The organism is Serratia sp. 2723 (assembly GCF_050434425.1).
Taxonomy (GTDB): Bacteria; Pseudomonadota; Gammaproteobacteria; order Enterobacterales; family Enterobacteriaceae; genus Chania.
Window position 1 is genome coordinate 75133 of the sequence record NZ_JBNDIN010000010.1, and the last position, 19665, is coordinate 94797.

Sequence of the window (19665 nt, forward strand, 5' to 3'; positions counted from 1 at the left end):
TTGAAGGGGTAAATGCGTGGCTACAAGGTGAATATGGCCTTATCAATCTTCACTTTGGCGATTTGTTTCTGGGCAGAGGGAGCTTCGTCAGGGAAAGCAACGAAGCTGTTAGATGTCGCGGTAGCCAAGCTCGATGACGCATTTGTTGTTAGTCGCTTTCATAAAAACCAATTTATCCATTGAGAGGTATTGTCATGAAATCATTGAAGATGATCGTTGCGGCGTTGATTGTAGGTTCAGTGTCCTTCGGTTCGATGGCTGCAACCTTGCTAACTAAGGACGAACTGGATAAGAACCCAGGCAAGTATGAGAAAGTTGGCACCGTGTCTTCAACTGCGCAGGCCACCGATCCGATGGACTTGAAAGATGAACTGTCCAAACTGGCCGATGAGAAAGGGGGCCAATACTATGTCGTGCTGGCGGCTCGTGAACACGGCAAATTCAGCGCAGTAGCTGACGTGTATAAAGACAAGCAATAATCTTCAAGTGAGGGGGCGCAGGTAAACCATTGCGCCCCTGTATTCACCCCTTCAAACGATAAATCACCGTTTTACAAGCCAGCCCTTGTGGGCAACTCTTACAGCTGCCGCTCAGGCATTCGCTGCTATCAAGCTCAATACGTTCAACTTTCCCCATCGCGGTCAAACGTTGCAGCATTGCCTCAACCAATGGCAAGGGCGTTGCCAGTTGCTGGCTCAGCTGCAGTGCCTGAGCGCCGCCCCGTAGGGCAAGCGCATCACGGACTTGCAGCAGACTGGCCATTAGTGGCAGTTACCTTGCGAACTTTGACAACAGGACGCCGAAGTGGCGCTACGTAAACGTATCGTTACGCGGCTACGTGCCTTGCGCAAGCCCAATAGCACCAGCGCATTGAACAGCAGCACGATCAGGATCGCCGTCGCGCTGTATTGCGGATGTTGGCTGAAGGTCGCGAACTGATAGAACAGCGTTGCCAGCGAATAGGCCACGTTTAGCCCCCACAGGATGGAGAAGGTCATCCAACCCCGGCTGGACTCACGTGCGATAGCCCCCATCACCGAGACGCAGGGAACGTACAGCAACACGAAAATCAGATAGCTGTAGGCAGAGATTGAAGTGCCAAATTTGCTGCTCATGACGCCCATTGAGCCCACGCCCATCTCACCATCGCCCTTGCTGGCTTCGATAGGGTTGGAGAGTACGCTCAGGCTGAAGGTGTTTTTCAGGCCCTGCCAGGTTTCATTGACGGCGGCACCGAGTTCATCAAGCAGATTGAAGTTGGCGGCATCGAAGTGCTCATTGGTGATGTTCTCTGCGGTGTACAGCGTATTGAGCGTGCCGACCACCACTTCTTTGGCCATCGCCCCAGTCACCAGCCCGACGGTTGCCTGCCAGTTATCATTATGTACGCCCATTGGCTGTAATAATGGGGTCAGCACTTTGGAAACCGAGGCCAGCGCTGAATCATTGATGCTGTCTACCGGCTGGCCGCTGAACGAGAAGCTGTTCAAGCCGCCAATAAAGATGCTGGCAATCACGATCACTTTCCCGGCGCGTAGCACGAAGCCCTTCAGGCGTTGCCAGGTTTGCAGCAGCAGGCTTTTCAGATGCGGCACGTGATAAACCGGCAGTTCCATCACGAACGGCGATGCTTCGCCACGCATGATGGTGTATTTCAGCACCAGGCCGGTGAGGATCGCCACCACGATGCCGAGCATATACAGTGAGAACACCACGCCCGCGCCATCCTGGCCGAAGAAGGCCGCGGCAAATACGGCGAAGATTGCCAAACGCGCGCCGCAGGACATAAAGGGGGCCATCATGATGGTGATCAACCGCTCGCGTGGGGCATCCAAGGTGCGTGCGCCCATAATGGACGGTACGTTACAGCCGAAGCCGACGATCAGCGGCACAAAGGATTTACCCGGCAGCCCGAGCGCCTGCATCAGGCGGTCCATCACAAATGCCGCTCGAGCCATATAGCCGGAGTCTTCCAGGAATGACAGGAACAGATACATCATGCCGATCTGGGGCACCAGCGGCAGCACGGTATTGATACCGCCGCCCACGCCCTGCGCCAGGAAGACGGTCAGCCACTGCGGGAAATGCAGGGTATAACCGACCCACTGAATGCCCTGGATAAAGATGGCTGCCGAACCGAGATCGAAGATCGGTTGCAGTGCACCGCCGATGTTGATCGCCAATACGAACATGATGTACATCACCAGCAGGAAGATGGGGACGCCCAGCCAGCGGTTGAGGATCACCCGATCCAGCACCTCCGTCAGGCGGTTTGGCAACGCCAGCTTTGAGTTGCTGACCGCATCGCAGATAGTGGCGATCGACTGGTAGCGGGCATCGGCAATGACCAGCGCGGGATCTTCCTGGTGCTGCTGTTGCAGCGCTAGCCTGGAATGTGTCAGTAGCTCGGTGGCTTTCCCGGCCAACTGATGGCTGTAGATGTCACCCTCCAGCATTTGCAGGGCCAGCCAGCGCCGTTGTTCGGTGGGGAGTTGTTGAGGCATGGCCTCGGTCAGCGTAGTGATTTCGTCTAGCAGCAGCGGTGGATAGGCCACCAGCGCTTTTAACTGGTTGAAGCGGTGATTGTCGATGGTCTGTTTCAGCAGGCCAATGCCGTCGGCTTTGGTGGAAACCATGGATACCACCGGGCAACCAAGACGCTCGGCCAGCGCGGCGACATCGATTTCAATATTCTGGCTCTTGGCAATATCTTGCATGTTCAAGGCCACGATGCACGGAATACCCAGCTCTAGTAGCTGCAGCGTCAGGTAGAGGTTGCGTTCCAGATTAGAGGCATCGACCACATTGATCAGCATATCTGCATTGCCGCTCAGGATGTAGTGACAGGCGATCTGCTCATCCAACGAGGTTTGTTCGGAGATGGTGGTGAGCGAGTAAGTGCCTGGTAAGTCCACTAGCGTGACCTGCGACTGCGGCGTCGAAAACTGGCCCTCTTTACGCTCAACCGTCACCCCAGCCCAGTTACCGACCCGCTGGCGTGCCCCGGTGAGCTGGTTGAACAGCGTCGTCTTGCCCGAGTTTGGGTTACCGATTAAGCCAATAGTGATTTTTTTCATAAACCAACGTGATATCAGTAAATTAAGTATCGGCCGCGTTTGCACACGGCAACTTCCTGAGGCGGGGATAGCGCGTTACGGTTGGCTATCGAGCAGGATCAGGTCTAAATCTTTTTTCCGCAGCACCAGGCTAACGCGGCGAGTTTTTATTTCTATCGGGTCGCCAAGCGGTGCCACGCGTACTACGTCAAACTGCGAGCCGGGCAGCATGCCAAGCGACAGTAATTTCTGGCGGTAGGCCGGGCTGATCTCGTTGGAGAAGCCGGTGATTTTATAGGTATGTTTAGGAAGCAGCTGCATATTGTCTTCTCAATGCGTTGGGCATTCCCACGGGAATGACACCTTCAGAACATTTGCTGCCCAGACTACCTGTGAAAAGGTGTATGGGGCCAGGAGCGCCGAGCCAAAAACAGAGCAATGAATACACAGAATCATAGTGATAACAATTATCGTATTCAATACGGAATGTATGGGCAATTGTAAATGCTGTCATATCTGCAATGGACGCCTTGCCAAGCCTAGTTTTAACACTAAGCCAAACGCACTGCAAATGAGCGCAAAAGGTTAATTAAGTTGCAAATTTGTACATTTTCTTGCGGAGATGAAACAGTTGTAGCTCTATTGGAGTGGCTGAGAGTGTCACGGCGCAGATCTGGCAACATCGCTTGCTGTAAATGAGAGGGGTAAGTATTTGTGTTTACGGCATAATCGATGGCCTGAAACGGCGGTGTTAATAAGGGTGTTAACAACGGAGTATTTTTACCGTTGCGGGGATGAAGGCGATGGCGGGAAACGGAGATGGTAAAAAATCGCCATTTTATTGCGGCAGGTCAAAATTGTCGGGGGGGGGGGGGGGAGGGGCGCTACTAGGTTGCACAAGAAAAGATGAAGGCGATGGGAACGAGCTACCGGCTAAATTTTTCAACTAAAGTAGAACATTACTTTCAAGCAAATAAATTCCATGGCGATGAGCTACCTAATGCCATCGTGCTAATATCAAACGATATATAAAAAACCCCCATCATGGACTAAGTTGCCACGCTTAATACGGCTGTACTAGCAGGCAAGCATCCTTCTTTACGAGGTCAGGACGATGTTACAGCAGCATGACGCTACCCCGGCAATCGGCATCGATTTAGGCACCACCAATAGCCTCATTAGTGTCTGGCAAGACGGGGAGTCGCGCTTAATCCCCAATGTGCTCAATGAATTTCTTACCCCCTCGGTCGTCAGCATTGATGAAGATGGGACGATACTGGTTGGTCGCTCTGCGTTATCTCGCCTGACGACTCACCCGCAAAAGACGGCAGCGCTGTTTAAACGTTACATGGGCAGCAAGAAGAAATTCAAACTGGACCAACAGACGTTTGACGCCCCAGAGCTATCGGCAATCGTGTTGAAATCGCTGAAATCAGACGCAGAAAGTTTTCTTGGCCAGCCGATCCGCGACGTTGTGATTTCGGTACCTGCCTATTTTAGCGATGAGCAACGTAAGCAGACCCGCTTTGCCGCTGAACTGGCCGGTTTGAATGCGGTGCGGCTGATTAATGAACCGACTGCGGCTTCGATGGCTTATGGCCTGCACACCCAAGGGGTTGGCCGTACTTTGGTGTTTGACCTGGGCGGGGGCACTTTTGACGTCACGGTATTGGAATATGATCTGCCGCTGATTGAGGTGCACGCTTCGGCGGGTGATAACTATCTTGGCGGTGAAGATTTCACCCAGGCAATCATTAAAGCCTGCCTCAACGAATGGCAACTGAACGCCTCGCAGATCGCGCCCCATGATATGGCACGGCTGTATGATTGCGTCGAGCAGTGGAAATGCCAGCTTAATCAGCAACAGGGCTCATATCAGTTGCATTGGCAATGGCAGGATAGGCAATGGGAAATAGAGCTGGATGAGCGTAAAGCTGGGGAGATCTGGCTGCCGCTGCTGAATCGCCTGCGAGCACCGATTGAGCAGGTGCTGCACGATGCTCGTTTGCAACCGCAGCAGATGGATCACCTGGTATTGGTCGGCGGAGCCACTAAGCTGAACACCATCCAGAAACTGGTGGTGAAGCTATTTGGTCAGTTGCCGCATCAGCACCTAGATCCCAGAACCATCGTAGCGCTGGGTGCCGCAGTACATGCCGCCTGCCGCCTGCGCGATCAGAATATCGACGAAGTGATCCTGACGGATGTCTGCCCCTATACGCTGGGCATCGCTACCTCGAGTGCGGATCGGCATGGGATTTTCTCACCGATTCTGGAACGTAATACCGTAGTCCCGACTTCACGGGTGGAAAGCTTCACCACGACGCATGTGGAGCAAAAGGCGATCCGGATAGCGATCTATCAGGGGGAAAGCCCACATGTTGACAACAATATCCTGGTGGATGAGTTTACCGTGCCGGTAAAGCCTAACGGCCATATTCAATCACTGGATGTTCGTTTCAGTTACGATATCAATGGGCTGCTAGAGGTTGATGTCCATTTGCCAGACAGTGGTGATTCATTCTCAAAAGTGATCGACCACAGCCCCATTGGCCTGAGCCCAGAACAGCGAAAGCAAAGTCAGCAGCGTTTGCAGGAGCTAAAAGTGCATCCGCGCGATACGCTGTCTAACCGTACCTTGCAGGCTCGGCTGGAAAAAGCCTGGGCGCAGTCACTGGGTGATGAGCGTATGCAGATCGGTTTGTGGCTACAAGAGTTTGAAGCGGTGCTGGTTAGCCAGCAGGAGCAAAGGATCCAGCCCATACGCCTGCGGCTGGAACGTTTTCTGGACGAGATGAGTTTCTGAGCGTCAACTGCCCCCATAAAACGTTGGGGGCAGTTACTCATGACACAATCCTCAGCGTTTTTCTCCTGGCGGCGGGCCATATTGGTTCGCGTGCTTCACGCCGGGTATCAGCAGATACAGCAGGATCACATAGGGTATGCATATCAGCAACACAGCTTCAAAGACCGGGTATTTACGGTTTAAATCATGACTGCGCCGCAGCAGTGCGCTGAACATATTGAGCAGCAGTAACCCGATAATGACCCAGGCCGAAAGCACGTTGCTGAGTGGTTGGTAAACCGCAGCCATTGCCAGTGGCACCAGCGTCAACTGAGCCAGCAGGCCCAGGCGGTTGATGCGGCGGTCAAATTGCCAGAACTGCCAGAAGCGGGTGTCTGGTCTTTGCTCCTTCGCACGTTGCTTTTCAATCACGCGCTGATCCGATAGCTGCACTAATAACCCGGCATTCAATCGCAGAATGGGAGAGAGGCGGCTATCTGCCAGACAGGCCATCAACTGCTGACGTTCATCTTGATCCAATTTATCCCAATCGTAGTCATACAGGCGATAGCCAACCTGAGCTATTTTTGTCAGCAATGAGTCCTGGGCAAACAGCGTTGAGTTCCCCAAGGCTTTGGGCTTTTTACCGTTAAGCAATGCCTGCCGTAGCTCCGTTTCCCCCTGATTGCCGCAGTCTAACCGTTCAAGCGCCTCCCGGCTTTTGTCCTGTATTTTCTGGTCGCCATGGCGCAGTAAAAATGCGTGAAGCAAGGCTTGCTCGGCCATCGGAGCCTGTTCTATCTCATCAGGCCAACTGGCAACACGATGATAGAAATGATCGACATTGGAGCAGTTGCACAGCTCTGGCTGGCTCTGCACGCGGAGCAAAAACTGGTTAATAGATACGGGTAATTCCAACCAGCAAAGGTAGTGCAGACGGTTATCCAACCGCAGTTGTTGTTCAAGCTGCCAAACCAGATCACCTGTTGCCGGGTCGAGTTGCCGGATTAACCGATACAGTTCGTAGACGGGATGCTGTTCACTGAGCGTCAAGTGGTTTATCTGACGGACAGTATCGATATGCCCGGCCGCCCCGTTGAGTAGTAGCACCAGTAAACAGGTTTGCCGGTATTGATCCCAGGGTGCGGTAGCGTCGCTAAACGGTGGGATCTTAATCTGGTCCACTGCAGCTAAATAATTCAACCAGTCATTGATGGTGCCAAGCCGTGCACTAAACGCCGGCTCCTGATACAAGCGGTTCAATCGTGCTGGTGACAGGTAACGCCATTGCCGCAACCAGAAGACGGCTTGATGCCAGCTAGCGGAGCCAGTATCGGTATATCTCTCTGGCAGTTGGTGGTCAATTGGGCCATCCAGCCACTTAATGAAGTCGGCAATGACGCTCGAATCATTCAGCCAAGCCAGCCGCTGTGCCGCCTGAGATTGCAGCCCTTGCAGGATCAGGGCCTCTAGGGGATCGGCCGGTGTGGGTTGGTCAATAATTTGCTGCAACAGCCCTTCATTACCCAAGGTTAGCATGCAGGCATGGCGGTAAAGTAATCGCAGAGGGTCGGAGCCATCATCAAGCATTAGCTGGTCATACATCACACCGACATTACCGTTACCGGATTTCCAATGGATATAAGCCTGGGCGATCGGCACTGCCGCCCAGTTTAACTGTGCTGCCTCTCCCCAACGTACCAAGGTCTGTACCGTCTGGGTTGGGGTCAGGTAATCCTGCATCTCATCATCTGCCGCTATCCCTGCCGCCGCTGGGTAAACTGGCCGATCAAAAGCCTGGACCAACAGCGGAAAATAGGCCGGATGCTGTTCACGGCACCAATCCAATAACCCTTGCTCGGCCTGCGCATGCTGCTCTAACCGATATAGCTGTAGCCAATAATCAAACGCCTGCTGCTTATCCTGCAGCAAAGCACAATGCCGGGCAGCCAGGTACAACCAATCGCTATTCTCTGCGTCCAGCTCCAGCTGTGCCAAACAGTGATCCCGCAACGTTTCGCTGGGAACTTCCGCCAGGCTGTACCATTGCGCCAGCTGTTTCATTAGCCGTGGGCAATCAGGCCAGTAAATCACGGATGGATTACTCAGCAGTAAACGCAGCATCCATTCTGGCTCATTCCAGTACAGATGATACGCATGGCGGAAGAAGGCAACGGTTTCTACTTGAGCAGGCAGGCTGATTGACGACAGTGTGGAAAGATCGAAGATATCGGCGCGGGCGATATAGTCTAAATAATCATCCATCTGGGCCGCGTCGTCCTGCTCCAGTTCATTCAGGCGATGCCGCCAGTTTAAACGTTCCGCTAATAGCCTGACGCAGTCGGTGGAGATACATGCCGAGTGGTAAACACGATCGAGCAAGTACCAGCGTAGCCGGTCAATGAGCGCAATATCGTACTGATCCAGCTGAGCGATATAGCGATGCCAGCTTTGTGGCTGATAACGTGTTTCCGGGGTATTCAACAGCGCGTCAAATTGGGCCAGCATGCTCTCGAATAATGGTTCCGCAGCGGATGGCGGCGGCTCGGGGGCATGCTCGAGTTGTGGTGTCTCATTATGAGGACCGTCATCTTCAGTACCCTGTGCAGAACGCAGCATAAACGGGGACTCGGCCAGTTTGCGCGCGTGCTCAAAGGCCTGACGTAATAGCTGAAACCCGCTCGGGTCGTTCTCGGGATGATAGTCGGGGAGCTTACTGCGATAGGCAGAGCGAATGACCTGTTGATCGTCCGTTGGCTCAATGCCTAATATTTGCCAGCAACGTTGATTCATGACCAGTCAACCTCTTCCAGGGACGCCGGTTTCTCTATTTCATGGCAGTCAATATGCCAGGCCAGATGTTTTAAAGGGCTATCTGCGTGGCAATAGAGGTGCTGTTGCATCTGAATATAGTTTTCCGTTCCACTTTGATGACAAAAAGCATATTTCTGTTGCTCAGGGGTCTCCTGATTTAATGATTGCCAATAGGCACGGCCGACGAAAAACGCGGCGTAATAGCTTTCCCAATTCGCGTAATAGTGGCGTGCACGCAGCGCTAGCCGAGTATGGAACCACAGATTTTCCTCAGCGGTAAACCAGCCATGGAGCTGAGCAACGCGACATAGAAAACTCAGCCGCCCCAGATCCCAGGAACGGATGCCTCCATCACCACAAATAACCGCCGTATCAGCGACTATTTGCATCAAAACCTGTTCTTCAACGGACTGCTGTTCCACATGCTCTTGCCATTGCGTCGGGCTGAGACGATGCCAGAGAGAATAGTAGTGTGCCAGCTCTCTCGCATGCCCTGCATCCACCATGCGTAATATCATGTTGATCACACCAGAACGCGAGTTGATCCCCCAACTTTCTGTTAAATCGAAAGTGGTGTCGAAGGGATAATATTTTGGCGAGTCAAAGGTACAGCCGGAATGAGCATTTATCGCCACCATCGGGGCTGAAAGAGCCATTAGCCATTGCTGATATTGTTGTTCCATCAATCAAGTTCCAATAAATCCCTGTTTTATATCGGCATCATCGGCCTGCCGATTAAGTCAGGTAGGGGGCCAGAATGGAGAGACGATCTGTAAGCCAGCGATGTCTCTTGAACAGGAGGTCTGATCAAGAGACAGCCGAAGGAGGGGATAAGGGTTTATCCCCTCAGCTCATTATTTCTTACCAAATGCGGCGGCCAGCGCGTCACCCATAGCGCTGTTACCTGCCGGGGTGCTGTTGCGTGGTTTAGGCTTATTAGCCGCAGGGCGTGAGTTTTTATCACGAGTTGGAGCGTTATTGTTGCCCCCGCCACGGCGTGGTGAGCCTTCACCCGGTTGCTCATCCAGGCGCATGCTCAGCGCGATACGCTTACGCTGCAGATCCACCTCCATCACCTTCACCTTGACGATATCGCCGGCTTTCACCACGGTATGCGGATCTTCAACGAACTTGTCCGCCAGTGACGAGATGTGCACCAGGCCGTCCTGATGGACGCCGATATCAACAAAGGCACCAAAGTTGGTGACGTTGGTGACCGAGCCTTCCAGGACCATGCCCACCTGCAGGTCGTTGAGGGTTTCCACCCCTTCGGCGAAGGTGGCCGTTTTGAATTCCGGGCGTGGATCGCGGCCCGGTTTTTCCAGCTCTTTCAGGATGTCGGTGACCGTCGGTACGCCGAATTTCTCATCGGTAAAGTCGCTGGCTTTCAGGCTGCGTACCGCGCTCGGGTTGCCCATCAAATCTTGCAGAGCCTGGCGGGTCGCGGCCAGAATGCGTTCCACCACCGGGTAGGTTTCCGGGTGAACGGTTGAGGCATCCAGCGGGTTATCGCCGTGGTTGATGCGCAGGAAGCCCGCACATTGCTCGAAGGCTTTTGGCCCCAAACGGCTCACTTTCAGCAGTTGTTCACGGTTGCTGAAGCGGCCATTCTCATCACGCCAGGTGACGATGTTCTGCGCCATCATGCGCGTCAAGCCTGCTACGCGGGTCAGCAGTGGCACGGAGGCGGTGTTCAGATCTACGCCAACGGCGTTCACACAGTCTTCCACCACCGAGTCCAGCTTCTTGGCTAACTGGCTTTGGCTGACGTCGTGTTGGTATTGGCCCACGCCGATAGATTTCGGATCGATCTTCACCAGTTCCGCCAGCGGATCTTGCAGACGGCGGGCGATGGAAACCGCACCACGCAGGGAAACGTCGAGGTTCGGGAACTCCAATGCGGCCAGCTCGGAAGCGGAATACACCGAAGCACCGGCCTCGCTGACAATCACCTTCTGGGCTTTAACTTCCGGGAACTGCTGTTGCAGCTCGGCAAAGAAACGCTCGGTCTCGCGGGATGCGGTACCGTTACCGATGGCAACCAGCTCAACCTTGTGTTTGATGCACAGCGCGGCAACGACCGCAGCGGCTTTGGCTGCCTGCCCGGTGTGCGGATAGACGGTATCGGTGGCAACCAGCTTGCCGGTGGCATCCACTACCGCCACTTTAACGCCGGTGCGCAGGCCAGGATCCAGGCCCATGGTGGCGCGCATACCGGCTGGGGCGGCCATCAGCAGATCGTGCATGTTGCGGGCGAAAACGTTGATTGCTTCGTCTTCCGCGCGTTCACGCAGGGTACTCATCAACTCGGTTTCCAGATGCAGCAACACCTTGATGCGCCACGTCCAGTTAACCACTGATTTACGCCAGGCATCTGCCGGCGCGTTGTTCAGGCGCAGGTTGAGATGGTTGGTGATAATCAGCTCGCCCTGGCTTTCACGCGGGGCTTCTTCAAACTGCGGATCGGCGTTCAGCGCCAGTTGCAGCACGCCTTCATTACGGCCACGGAACATTGCCAGCGCACGGTGCGAAGGCACTTGCGCAATCGGTTCGTGGTGATCGAAGTAGTCGCGGAATTTCGCGCCTTCCTCTTCTTTACCCTCGACAACCTTGGACACCAGATGGGCGTTTTTCCACAGGTAGTCACGCACCTTGGCCAGCAGGGTCGCGTCTTCGGCAAAGCGTTCCATCAGGATGTAGCGTGCGCCGTCCAGCGCGGCTTTGACGTCTGCCACGCCCTTCTCGGCATCGACAAACCCTTCGGCCAACTGTTCTGGCTGCTGTTGCGGATCTTGCCACAGGGAGTCTGCCAGCGGCTCCAGACCGGCTTCAATAGCGATCTGCCCACGGGTACGGCGTTTCGGTTTGTAGGGCAGGTAAAGGTCTTCGAGTTCGGTTTTGCTTTGCGTAGCGTTGATTGCCCCCGCCAACTGCTCGGTCAGTTTGCCCTGATCTTCAATGGACTTGAGGATGGTTTGGCGGCGATCTTCCAGTTCACGCAGATAGCCCAGACGAGTCTCCAACTGACGCAGTTGGGTATCATCCAGGCCCCCGGTGACTTCCTTACGATAGCGTGCGATAAACGGCACGGTATTGCCTTCATCCAGCAGACGGATGGCGGAGTCAACTTGCTCCGGGCGGGCCTGCAGTTCGGTTGCAATAATGCGGCTCAGTGGATCAGTCATAAGTCAGGTATCTGTTAGCAGCGATAATCGATAGGGGGATAGTTATACGTTTTGCAGGGGGAAAATGCCAGTCCAGAGGGCCGAGGTTTTGACGGGCGCAGCATGCCGCGCCCCTACGGCCTCAACTATTCTACGTCTTTGATATATTCGATCTCGTTGACCGTCCAGTAGGCAATGCCTGCCGGGGTCTCAACCGTGGCCGTATCCCCCACCTCTTTTTTCAGCAAGGCGCGAGCCATTGGTGAGTCGATGGAGATGTAGTCTTTACGGCCAAATATTTCGTCGTAACCAACAATGCGAAAGCGTTTGGTATCGCCATCGTCATTCTCGATCTCTACCCAGGCCCCAAAGAACACTTTGCCCGCCTGCTGTGGCGAATAATCGACAATTTTCAACTGCTCGAGGCACTTGGTCAGATAGCGCACCCGGCGATCGATCTCACGCAGCCGCTTTTTATTGTATTGGTAATCGGCGTTTTCACTCCGGTCGCCCAGGCTGGCGGCCCAGGTGACTTTCTTGGTCACTTCCGGGCGGTCTTCACGCCACAGAAAATCCAGTTCTTTTTTGAGCTTGTTGTAACCCTCACGGGTGATCAGCAATGTTTTCATGGTTATCCATCATCAAATCACAGGAGCAGTGGGCATTCTCGCATAAAGCGGCCACCATATCCGTTGGCGTTTTTTTTATAAACCTGGGGTACACTGCCAATTCGCCAGTCTTGCGGTTTTCTGCCAAGAGTGTACATCATACGCAGCGGGAAGTTTTTACCGACCTGCGGCCCTGACTAATAGTGAAAATTGTTGATATTTGGGCAAAAGAATAAGCTTTGTAACAATTTCGTCTAGAATATATACCATTAAACGCTGTCAGTAATGATGGAGTTTTTGAACAATACGAGGCTGTTGCCAAATAGCCGCCAGCGCTGCCGCTGCTTAAGTGCGGGCTACAGTCTAGAATCAGGCAATACAGCCTTTGGGAGTCAGACAATGCAAGAGAATCACAAGATTCTGGTCGTCGATGATGACATGCGCCTGCGTGCGCTTTTAGAGCGGTACTTAACCGAACAAGGCTTCCAGGTTCGCAGCGTAGCCAACGCTGAGCAAATGGATCGTTTGCTGACGCGTGAATCTTTCCATCTGATGGTATTAGACCTGATGTTGCCGGGTGAAGATGGGCTGTCCATTTGCCGTCGTCTACGCAGTCAAAGCAACCCGATGCCGATCATTATGGTGACCGCCAAGGGTGAAGAAGTGGACCGCATCGTCGGGCTGGAAATCGGCGCCGATGACTATATCCCTAAACCGTTCAACCCGCGTGAACTGCTGGCTCGTATCCGTGCCGTGCTGCGCCGCCAGGCTAACGAACTGCCGGGTGCGCCTTCCCAGGAAGAGGCGGTGATCGCCTTCGGTAAATTCAAACTGAACCTCGGCACGCGCGAGATGTTCCGTGAAGATGAACCTATGCCATTAACCAGCGGTGAGTTCGCCGTGCTGAAAGCCCTGGTTAGCCACCCACGTGAACCGTTGTCGCGTGATAAGCTGATGAACCTGGCCCGTGGCCGCGAATACAGTGCGATGGAGCGTTCCATCGACGTGCAGATCTCGCGCCTGCGCCGCATGGTTGAGGAAGATCCGGCACATCCGCGCTATATCCAGACCGTTTGGGGTCTTGGCTACGTCTTTGTCCCGGACGGCAGTAAGGCATGAGGCGATTGCGCTTTTCACCGCGTAGCTCGTTTGCCCGAACTTTGCTGTTGATCGTCACCTTGCTGTTCGTCAGCCTGGTGACGACCTATCTGGTGGTGCTTAACTTCGCCATCCTGCCCAGTCTGCAGCAGTTCAATAAGGTATTGGCGTACGAAGTTCGTATGCTGATGACCGATCGGCTACAGCTGGAGGACGGCACCTTGCTGGAGGTGCCACCAGCGTTCCGCCGCGAGATTTACCGCGAGCTGGGCATTTCGCTTTATACCAATGCGGCTGCGGAAGAGAGTGGCCTGCGCTGGGCGCAACACTACCAATTCCTTAGCCAGCAGATGGCGCAGCAACTGGGTGGCCCGACCGACGTCCGCGTCGAAGTAAATAAAAACTCCCCGGTGGTCTGGCTGAAAACCTGGTTGCAGCCGGATATCTGGGTACGCGTCCCGCTGACCGAAATCCATCAAGGCGATTTCTCGCCGCTGTTCCGCTACACCCTGGCTATTATGCTGCTGGCGATCGGTGGCGCCTGGTTGTTTATCCGCATTCAGAATCGCCCTCTGGTGGAGCTTGAGCATGCTGCCTTGCAGGTAGGCAAAGGCATTATTCCGCCGCCGCTACGTGAGTATGGCGCTTCTGAGGTACGCTCCGTGACCCGGGCCTTCAACCAGATGGCTTCTGGGGTGAAGCTGCTGGCCGACGATCGCACGCTGCTGATGGCGGGGGTCAGTCATGACTTGCGCACGCCGCTGACGCGTATCCGTCTGGCGACGGAAATGATGAGCGAGCAAGACGGTTATCTGGCGGAGTCGATCAATAAAGATATCGAAGAATGTAACGCCATCATCGAGCAGTTTATTGATTACCTGCGTACCGGCCAGGAGATGCAAACCGAAATCTGCGATTTAAATTCCATTCTGGGCGAAGTGGTGGCGACAGAAAGTGGCTACGAGCGGGTGATTGAAACCGATATTCTGCCGGGTGAGCTGATGGTGGATGTACATCCGCTATCGATCAAACGTGCGGTGGTGAACATGGTGGTGAATGCGGCGCGCTATGGCAACGGCTGGATCAAGGTCAGCAGCGGGCGCGAACTGCAGCGCGGCTGGTTCCAGGTGGAGGATGATGGCCCCGGTATCAAGCCGGAAGAGCTGAAGCACCTGTTCCAACCTTTCGTGCGCGGCGACAGTGCGCGCAGCACCAGCGGCACCGGGTTAGGGCTGGCGATCGTGCAGCGTATTATTGACGCTCATGCTGGCGTGCTGGATATCGGCACCAGCGAGCGTGGTGGGCTGCGTATCCGAGCTTATCTCCCATTACCGATCGAGAAGAAAGAAGCTGCCAGCGGGACTTCGCCAGTCAAAGAGAACGCCTGATAACCTGACTTACGGCCGCAGCATTGTGGCCTGGTCAGGGTTGCGTGGAGTACCCTGCCGCTTCTTCATGTAGACGCTGGCCACCCATGGCCTGCCATGGATCGATCAACTCAATGCCACAATGGAGAAAATCTTTGATATTGCGCGTAGCAAGAGTGGCACCATATTGTAGACAGATGGCGGCGATTTGCGCGTCGGGCATGCTCATCAACGTTCCTTGACGCTGGTTCCGGCCCATCAGTTGTGCATACTGCATTGCACTCAATGCATCAAATGGCAGAATTTGCTCATCAAACCTTGTCCGTATTGCCTCTGCCAACTTGAGGTTTAGTTCCCGCTGTCGCTTGCCGTCTGGCATACGGGCCACGCCGCTGAACAGCTCAGCAAGCACAATCGCGTTCAGATACAGCTCATTATTGTCTTTTTCGTCTAGCCAGGCGATAACGTTGTAATGTGGATTGGGGCGCATCATTTCTGAAATAATATTAGTATCGAGAATAATCATGCTTTGTCATCTTCATCGCCAAAGGTGATTATGCGAGGTGGCATCTCTTCGCGCGGCGGGATATCCAGTTCTACGCCGCCGAATTCGGCAAAGTGCTGGTGCATCCAGGTGCCCAAGCCATAACGCGCTGGCTTTTCCATTAAAGCTTGTTTCAAGATCATGCGTGCTTCCTCCTCCATGGAATGGCCATTTTTAGCCGCTGAAATACGCAACAGCTCTTTTATCTCATCATCTAGATCCCTGACGGTTAGGGTAGCCATTCAAACCTCCTGTGCCAGCAATGACAGCATTGCTCTATAGTCCCGTTTGATTGTCTAAAAATCAACCAGAAAAGAGAAAAGGCGCGGAGTCCGCGCCTTGGCTTAGGGGGTTAATCAACGCTATTACAGTTTTGGACCCGAGCTGACCAGCGCAGCGCCTGCCGGAGTATCGGTGTACTTGTCGAAGTTGGTGATAAAGCGGTTCGCCAGATCGTGGGCCTTCTCTTCCCATTGCTCTATGCTGGCATAGGTGGCACGCGGGTCGAGGATGGCCGGGTCGACGCCTGGCAGGGCGGTTGGCATCGACAGATCGAAGATGGGCAGCGTGATGGTTTCTGCCTTATCGATTTCACCGTTGAGGATGGCGTCGATAATGCCGCGGGTGTCTTTGATCGAGATACGTTTACCGGTGCCGTTCCAGCCGGTATTCACCAGGTAAGCCTGGGCTCCGGCTGCCTGCATGCGCTTGACCAGCACTTCTGCATACTGGGTTGGGTGCAGTGACAGGAATGCCGCGCCAAAGCAGGCAGAGAAGGTTGGCGTTGGTTCGGTAACGCCGCGCTCGGTACCGGCCAGTTTGGCGGTGAAACCGGACAGGAAGTGGTACTGGGTCTGGTTGGCCGTCAGGCGTGATACCGGCGGCAGTACGCCGAAGGCGTCCGCAGTCAGGAAGATCACTTTGGTAGCGTGGCCCGCTTTGGACACCGGCTTGACGATGTTGTGGATGTGATAGATCGGATAGGAAACGCGGGTGTTCTCGGTTTTCGAGCCGTCGTTGAAGTCCACGGTGCCGTCGGCCAATACGGTGACGTTTTCCAGCAGCGCATCACGCTTGATGGCGTGATAGATATCTGGCTCGGCTTCTTCCGACAGCTTGATGGTCTTGGCGTAGCAGCCACCTTCGAAGTTGAACACACCATCGTTATCCCAGCCGTGTTCGTCATCGCCGATCAGTTGGCGTTTCGGATCGGTCGACAGGGTGGTTTTACCGGTGCCGGACAGGCCGAAGAACACCGCCACGTCGCCTTTCTCGCCCACGTTGGCCGAGCAGTGCATGGAGGCAATACCTTTAAGCGGCAGCAGGTAGTTCATGATTGAGAACATACCCTTTTTCATTTCGCCGCCGTACCAGGTACCGCCGATCAGCTGCATACGCTCGGTCAGGTTGAATGCCACGAAGTTTTCCGAGCTCATTCCCTGCTGCTGCCAGTTCGGGTTGGTGCACTTGGCGCCGTTCATCACCACGAAATCAGGCTCAAAGCCTTGCAGTTCTGCATCGCTCGGGCGGATAAACATGTTTTTCACGAAATGCGCCTGCCAGGCCACCTCTGTGATAAAGCGGACTTTCAGGCGGGAGTCTGCGTTAGCACCACAGAAGGTATCGACCACGAACAGGCGCTTGCCGGAGAGTTGCCCGGTGACCAATTTTTTCAGATCTGCCCAGACTTCAGGGCTGAGAGGTTTGTTATCGTTCTTGCCTTTACCTTGATCGGCCCACCAGACGGTGTCCCGGGTGATATCGTCACGGACGATGTACTTATCTTTTGGCGAACGGCCGGTGAAGATGCCGGTATCAACGGCAACGGCGCCCAGATTGGTTACTACACCACGCTCAAACCCTTGCAGAGCAGGGTCCGTTTCTTCCTTAAACAGTAATTCATAACTCGGATTGTGAACGATTTCACCAACGTTATGAATTCCATAAGCGGCAAGATACTGGTGGGTTATACCATTAACACGCATGTCACTACTCCTTGATCACAGAATTTCTGGCAACAATTGTAGGGATCCATGCTGATGTAACCGCGATAGGTATCAAATATTTAACGTATTAAACATTTTTTAGTTACGTTATGAGATATAGACCACGGAAAAAAGCAAGCGTGCAAACAGCGAGGGCTGACGTGCGTCGTAACTCGACGCACGTCACACCGCGGTTTTGCTTAATGCAGTTGGGGGCTGCTGTCGGCATTGCCGTTGTGGAGGGCTGCGACGTCTAACGCATCGAATACATAATGATTACCACAGTAATCACAGTGCATATCGATGTTGCCATCTTGTTGCAACATAGCGGCCACTTCTTCCGTTGGCAGCGTAATCAAGGCATCGGCACAGCGCTGGCGTGAACAGGTACAGCGGAAGATCACCTTCTGAGGTTCGTACAGCGTGACCTCTTCCTGATGATAGAGGCGATACAGCACTTCGTTAGCCGGCAGGGTGAACAGCTCGTGATCCTTGATGGTGGCGGTCAACTGCACCAGATGGTCGAAATCATCGGCATTGCCATCCTGAGCTGGCAGTACCTGCAACAGCATGCCGGCAGCCGCTGGTTTGCCTTCGGCTTCGCCGGTGCGGATAAACAGGCGCGTTGGCAGCTGTTCGGACTGGCGGAAATACCCTTCCAGACACTGGGCCAGCGTTTCGCCTTCCAGACCCACCACGCCCTGATAGCGTTCACCTTCAGACGGGCTGATGGTGATCACCATAATGCCGTTACCCAGCATCTGGTGCAGGGTGCTGTCGGTCGCAATCTCGCCTTCGACACGGGCTACACCACGCATTTCCTGGCGATTGTTGCCGTTGATCACCGCCAGTTTCAGCGGGCCGTCACCTTGCACCTGAACGGTAATGTCACCGTCGAATTTCAGCGTGGCGGTCAGCAGGCTGGTGGCTACCAGCAACTCGCCCAGCAGTTTTTGTACCGGTGCCGGATAGTCATGGTTGGTCAGGATGTGCTGATAGGTTTCGCTGACGGTAACCAGCTCACCGCGCACCGCGTAGTTTTCGAACAGGTAACGGTGCAATTGGTCATGGTTGGACATAGTTTTCTCTCTTTGCAGCGAGGGATTATTCCTGCTCGCCAAATTTAAATTTAATCAAATCGCGCCGCTCTTTCTTGTCCGGACGACGATCCGGATGCGGCATGGTCAGCGCATTCATCTTGCGTGCCAGCGCCACTTTCTCGCGGTTGGCAATGCTGGCTTCGGTTTCCTGATACATCAACTGCGCTTCATCGGCCCCACGCCGTTGGTTGTTGATGGCCAGCACGATGACGGTACGTTCTTCATTACCCTGACGCAGTTTGATTTCGGCATTGATTTCAACGGTTTTACTCGGCTTGCCGCGCTGCCCGTTGTAGTGCACCTTGCCGCCGTCGATCATGTCACGGGCCAGTGCACGGGTTTTATAAAATCGGGCGGCCCACAGCCATTTATCCAGGCGGACGGCCTCATCCGGTGTTGCTTTGGTTTTCATGACTCCCTCCGTTCCAATGCCGGTATCAACTGGCGGTAGTCGCTCATCGACGGATAACGCTGGAAAGTTTTACTCGCCATGCTGGAATCCGGGTTTTGCACGCCTAGGCAGTAGCGGATACCAAACTTGCGGGCGGCATCCAGGATCGGTTCACCATCATCTACGAACAGCGTGCGCTGCGGGTCAAAGCCGGTCTGCTGCTGCACGGCCTGCCACAGACGCTGATCTTCCTTTGGATAACCAAATGTGTGGGTGGAAAGTAATAAATCAAGGTGCCGATCCAAACCCGTGTGCTCAACCTTCACCGCCAGACTGTGTGGATGCGCGTTGGTGAGCAGGATGGTGCGCTGCCCGGCATCGCGTAACGCCTGCAAAAACGGCTGGGTATCTTCACGCAACCGAGCGCGGTTACCGACTTCGCTGGTCATTTGGTAGATATCCAATCCAAGGCGTTCGCTCCAGTAATCAAAGCAATACCAGTTCATGGTGTGTTGCACGGCCAGGTATTCCTGGTGAATGATTTTGCTGGCGTCGTCGAAGGGAATGGCTCGTTGCTCACTCAACGCCTGCGGTACCAGCGTTAACCAAAAATGGCTGTCGAATTCCAGATCCAGCAGGGTGCCGTCCATATCCAGCAGTACGGTATCAATATCTTGCCAGTCAAACTCAGGAACCATGTACCAACTCCATAGGCGGGATAACGGTATCCCGCAGATGATAAAAAAACATACA

The 19665-nt window shown here is 54.2% G+C and carries 17 protein-coding genes; 4 read left to right on the top strand and 13 right to left on the bottom strand.

Annotated features, from left to right (window positions below):
- The first annotated feature begins 194 nt into the window (after positions 1 to 194).
- The gene (locus ABIE29_RS15775) at positions 195 to 479 is read left to right on the top strand and encodes a YdgH/BhsA/McbA-like domain containing protein (RefSeq protein ID WP_065684045.1); all 285 of its coding nucleotides are present in this window, start codon (positions 195 to 197) and stop codon (positions 477 to 479) included.
- A gap of 43 nt (positions 480 to 522) precedes the next feature.
- On the opposite strand, the gene ABIE29_RS15780 is transcribed toward ABIE29_RS15775, so the two are convergent.
- The 3 genes from ABIE29_RS15780 to feoA form a co-directional block, all read right to left on the bottom strand.
- Positions 523 to 762, bottom strand: a complete 240-nt coding sequence (locus ABIE29_RS15780) for a FeoC-like transcriptional regulator (RefSeq protein WP_429619681.1) — start codon at positions 760 to 762, stop codon at positions 523 to 525.
- On the bottom strand, positions 762 to 3077 hold the full coding sequence (gene feoB, locus ABIE29_RS15785) for a Fe(2+) transporter permease subunit FeoB (RefSeq protein ID WP_429619682.1): 2316 nt from the start codon (positions 3075 to 3077) through the stop codon (positions 762 to 764). Before feoB ends, ABIE29_RS15780 begins: the two co-directional genes overlap by 1 nt.
- 75 nt (positions 3078 to 3152) lie before the next feature.
- Positions 3153 to 3377 carry a ferrous iron transporter A gene (feoA, locus tag ABIE29_RS15790; protein WP_429619683.1) on the bottom strand — a complete coding sequence of 75 codons (225 nt, stop codon included), beginning with the start codon at positions 3375 to 3377 and terminating at the stop codon, positions 3153 to 3155.
- A 793-nt stretch (positions 3378 to 4170) separates the two neighbouring features.
- On the opposite strand from feoA, the gene ABIE29_RS15795 reads away from it, so the two are divergent.
- A complete protein-coding gene (locus ABIE29_RS15795; RefSeq protein WP_429619684.1) occupies positions 4171 to 5862 on the top strand; it encodes an Hsp70 family protein in 1692 nt (563 codons plus the stop codon).
- Positions 5863 to 5913: 51 nt separating this feature from the next.
- Here the strand turns inward: ABIE29_RS15795 and ABIE29_RS15800 are convergent, their stop codons facing one another.
- From ABIE29_RS15800 to greB, 4 genes are all read right to left on the bottom strand, one after another.
- Entirely contained in the window at positions 5914 to 8634 is a 2721-nt protein-coding gene (locus ABIE29_RS15800; RefSeq protein ID WP_429619685.1) for a DUF805 domain-containing protein, read from the bottom strand.
- Positions 8631 to 9338: a DUF1266 domain-containing protein gene (locus ABIE29_RS15805; protein ID WP_429619686.1), complete on the bottom strand. Its 708-nt coding sequence runs from the start codon at positions 9336 to 9338 to the stop codon at positions 8631 to 8633. The genes ABIE29_RS15800 and ABIE29_RS15805 overlap by 4 nt, the downstream gene beginning before the upstream one ends.
- Positions 9339 to 9509: 171 nt before the next feature.
- A complete protein-coding gene (locus tag ABIE29_RS15810; protein ID WP_429619687.1) occupies positions 9510 to 11840 on the bottom strand; it encodes a Tex family protein in 2331 nt (776 codons plus the stop codon).
- A 125-nt stretch (positions 11841 to 11965) separates the two neighbouring features.
- Positions 11966 to 12448 (bottom strand): transcription elongation factor GreB, encoded by a 483-nt coding sequence (gene greB, locus ABIE29_RS15815; RefSeq protein WP_024527581.1) that lies wholly within the window; start codon positions 12446 to 12448, stop codon positions 11966 to 11968.
- Between the two features lie 378 nt (positions 12449 to 12826).
- Here greB and ompR point away from each other — a divergent pair, with 378 nt between their 5' ends.
- Positions 12827 to 13546 (top strand): two-component system response regulator OmpR, encoded by a 720-nt coding sequence (gene ompR / locus ABIE29_RS15820; RefSeq protein WP_004709363.1) that lies wholly within the window; start codon positions 12827 to 12829, stop codon positions 13544 to 13546.
- Positions 13543 to 14913 (top strand): two-component system sensor histidine kinase EnvZ, encoded by a 1371-nt coding sequence (gene envZ / locus ABIE29_RS15825; RefSeq protein WP_429619688.1) that lies wholly within the window; start codon positions 13543 to 13545, stop codon positions 14911 to 14913. The genes ompR and envZ overlap by 4 nt, the downstream gene beginning before the upstream one ends.
- A gap of 34 nt (positions 14914 to 14947) precedes the next feature.
- On the opposite strand, the gene ABIE29_RS15830 is transcribed toward envZ, so the two are convergent.
- The 6 genes from ABIE29_RS15830 to yrfG form a co-directional block, all read right to left on the bottom strand.
- On the bottom strand, positions 14948 to 15418 hold the full coding sequence (locus ABIE29_RS15830; RefSeq protein ID WP_429619689.1) for a type II toxin-antitoxin system VapC family toxin: 471 nt from the start codon (positions 15416 to 15418) through the stop codon (positions 14948 to 14950).
- Positions 15415 to 15678, bottom strand: coding sequence for a FitA-like ribbon-helix-helix domain-containing protein (locus ABIE29_RS15835; RefSeq protein ID WP_429619690.1), 264 nt, complete (start codon positions 15676 to 15678; stop codon positions 15415 to 15417). The genes ABIE29_RS15830 and ABIE29_RS15835 overlap by 4 nt, the downstream gene beginning before the upstream one ends.
- 123 nt (positions 15679 to 15801) lie before the next feature.
- The gene (pckA, locus tag ABIE29_RS15840; protein WP_429619691.1) at positions 15802 to 17421 is read right to left on the bottom strand and encodes a phosphoenolpyruvate carboxykinase (ATP); all 1620 of its coding nucleotides are present in this window, start codon (positions 17419 to 17421) and stop codon (positions 15802 to 15804) included.
- 200 nt (positions 17422 to 17621) lie between these two features.
- Positions 17622 to 18500: an Hsp33 family molecular chaperone HslO gene (gene hslO, locus ABIE29_RS15845; RefSeq protein ID WP_429619692.1), complete on the bottom strand. Its 879-nt coding sequence runs from the start codon at positions 18498 to 18500 to the stop codon at positions 17622 to 17624.
- 25 nt (positions 18501 to 18525) lie between these two features.
- On the bottom strand, positions 18526 to 18933 hold the full coding sequence (gene hslR / locus ABIE29_RS15850; protein WP_429619693.1) for a ribosome-associated heat shock protein Hsp15: 408 nt from the start codon (positions 18931 to 18933) through the stop codon (positions 18526 to 18528).
- A complete protein-coding gene (gene yrfG / locus ABIE29_RS15855) occupies positions 18930 to 19610 on the bottom strand; it encodes a GMP/IMP nucleotidase (RefSeq protein ID WP_429619694.1) in 681 nt (226 codons plus the stop codon). The genes hslR and yrfG overlap by 4 nt, the downstream gene beginning before the upstream one ends.
- Between the last annotated feature and the right edge of the window lie 55 nt (positions 19611 to 19665).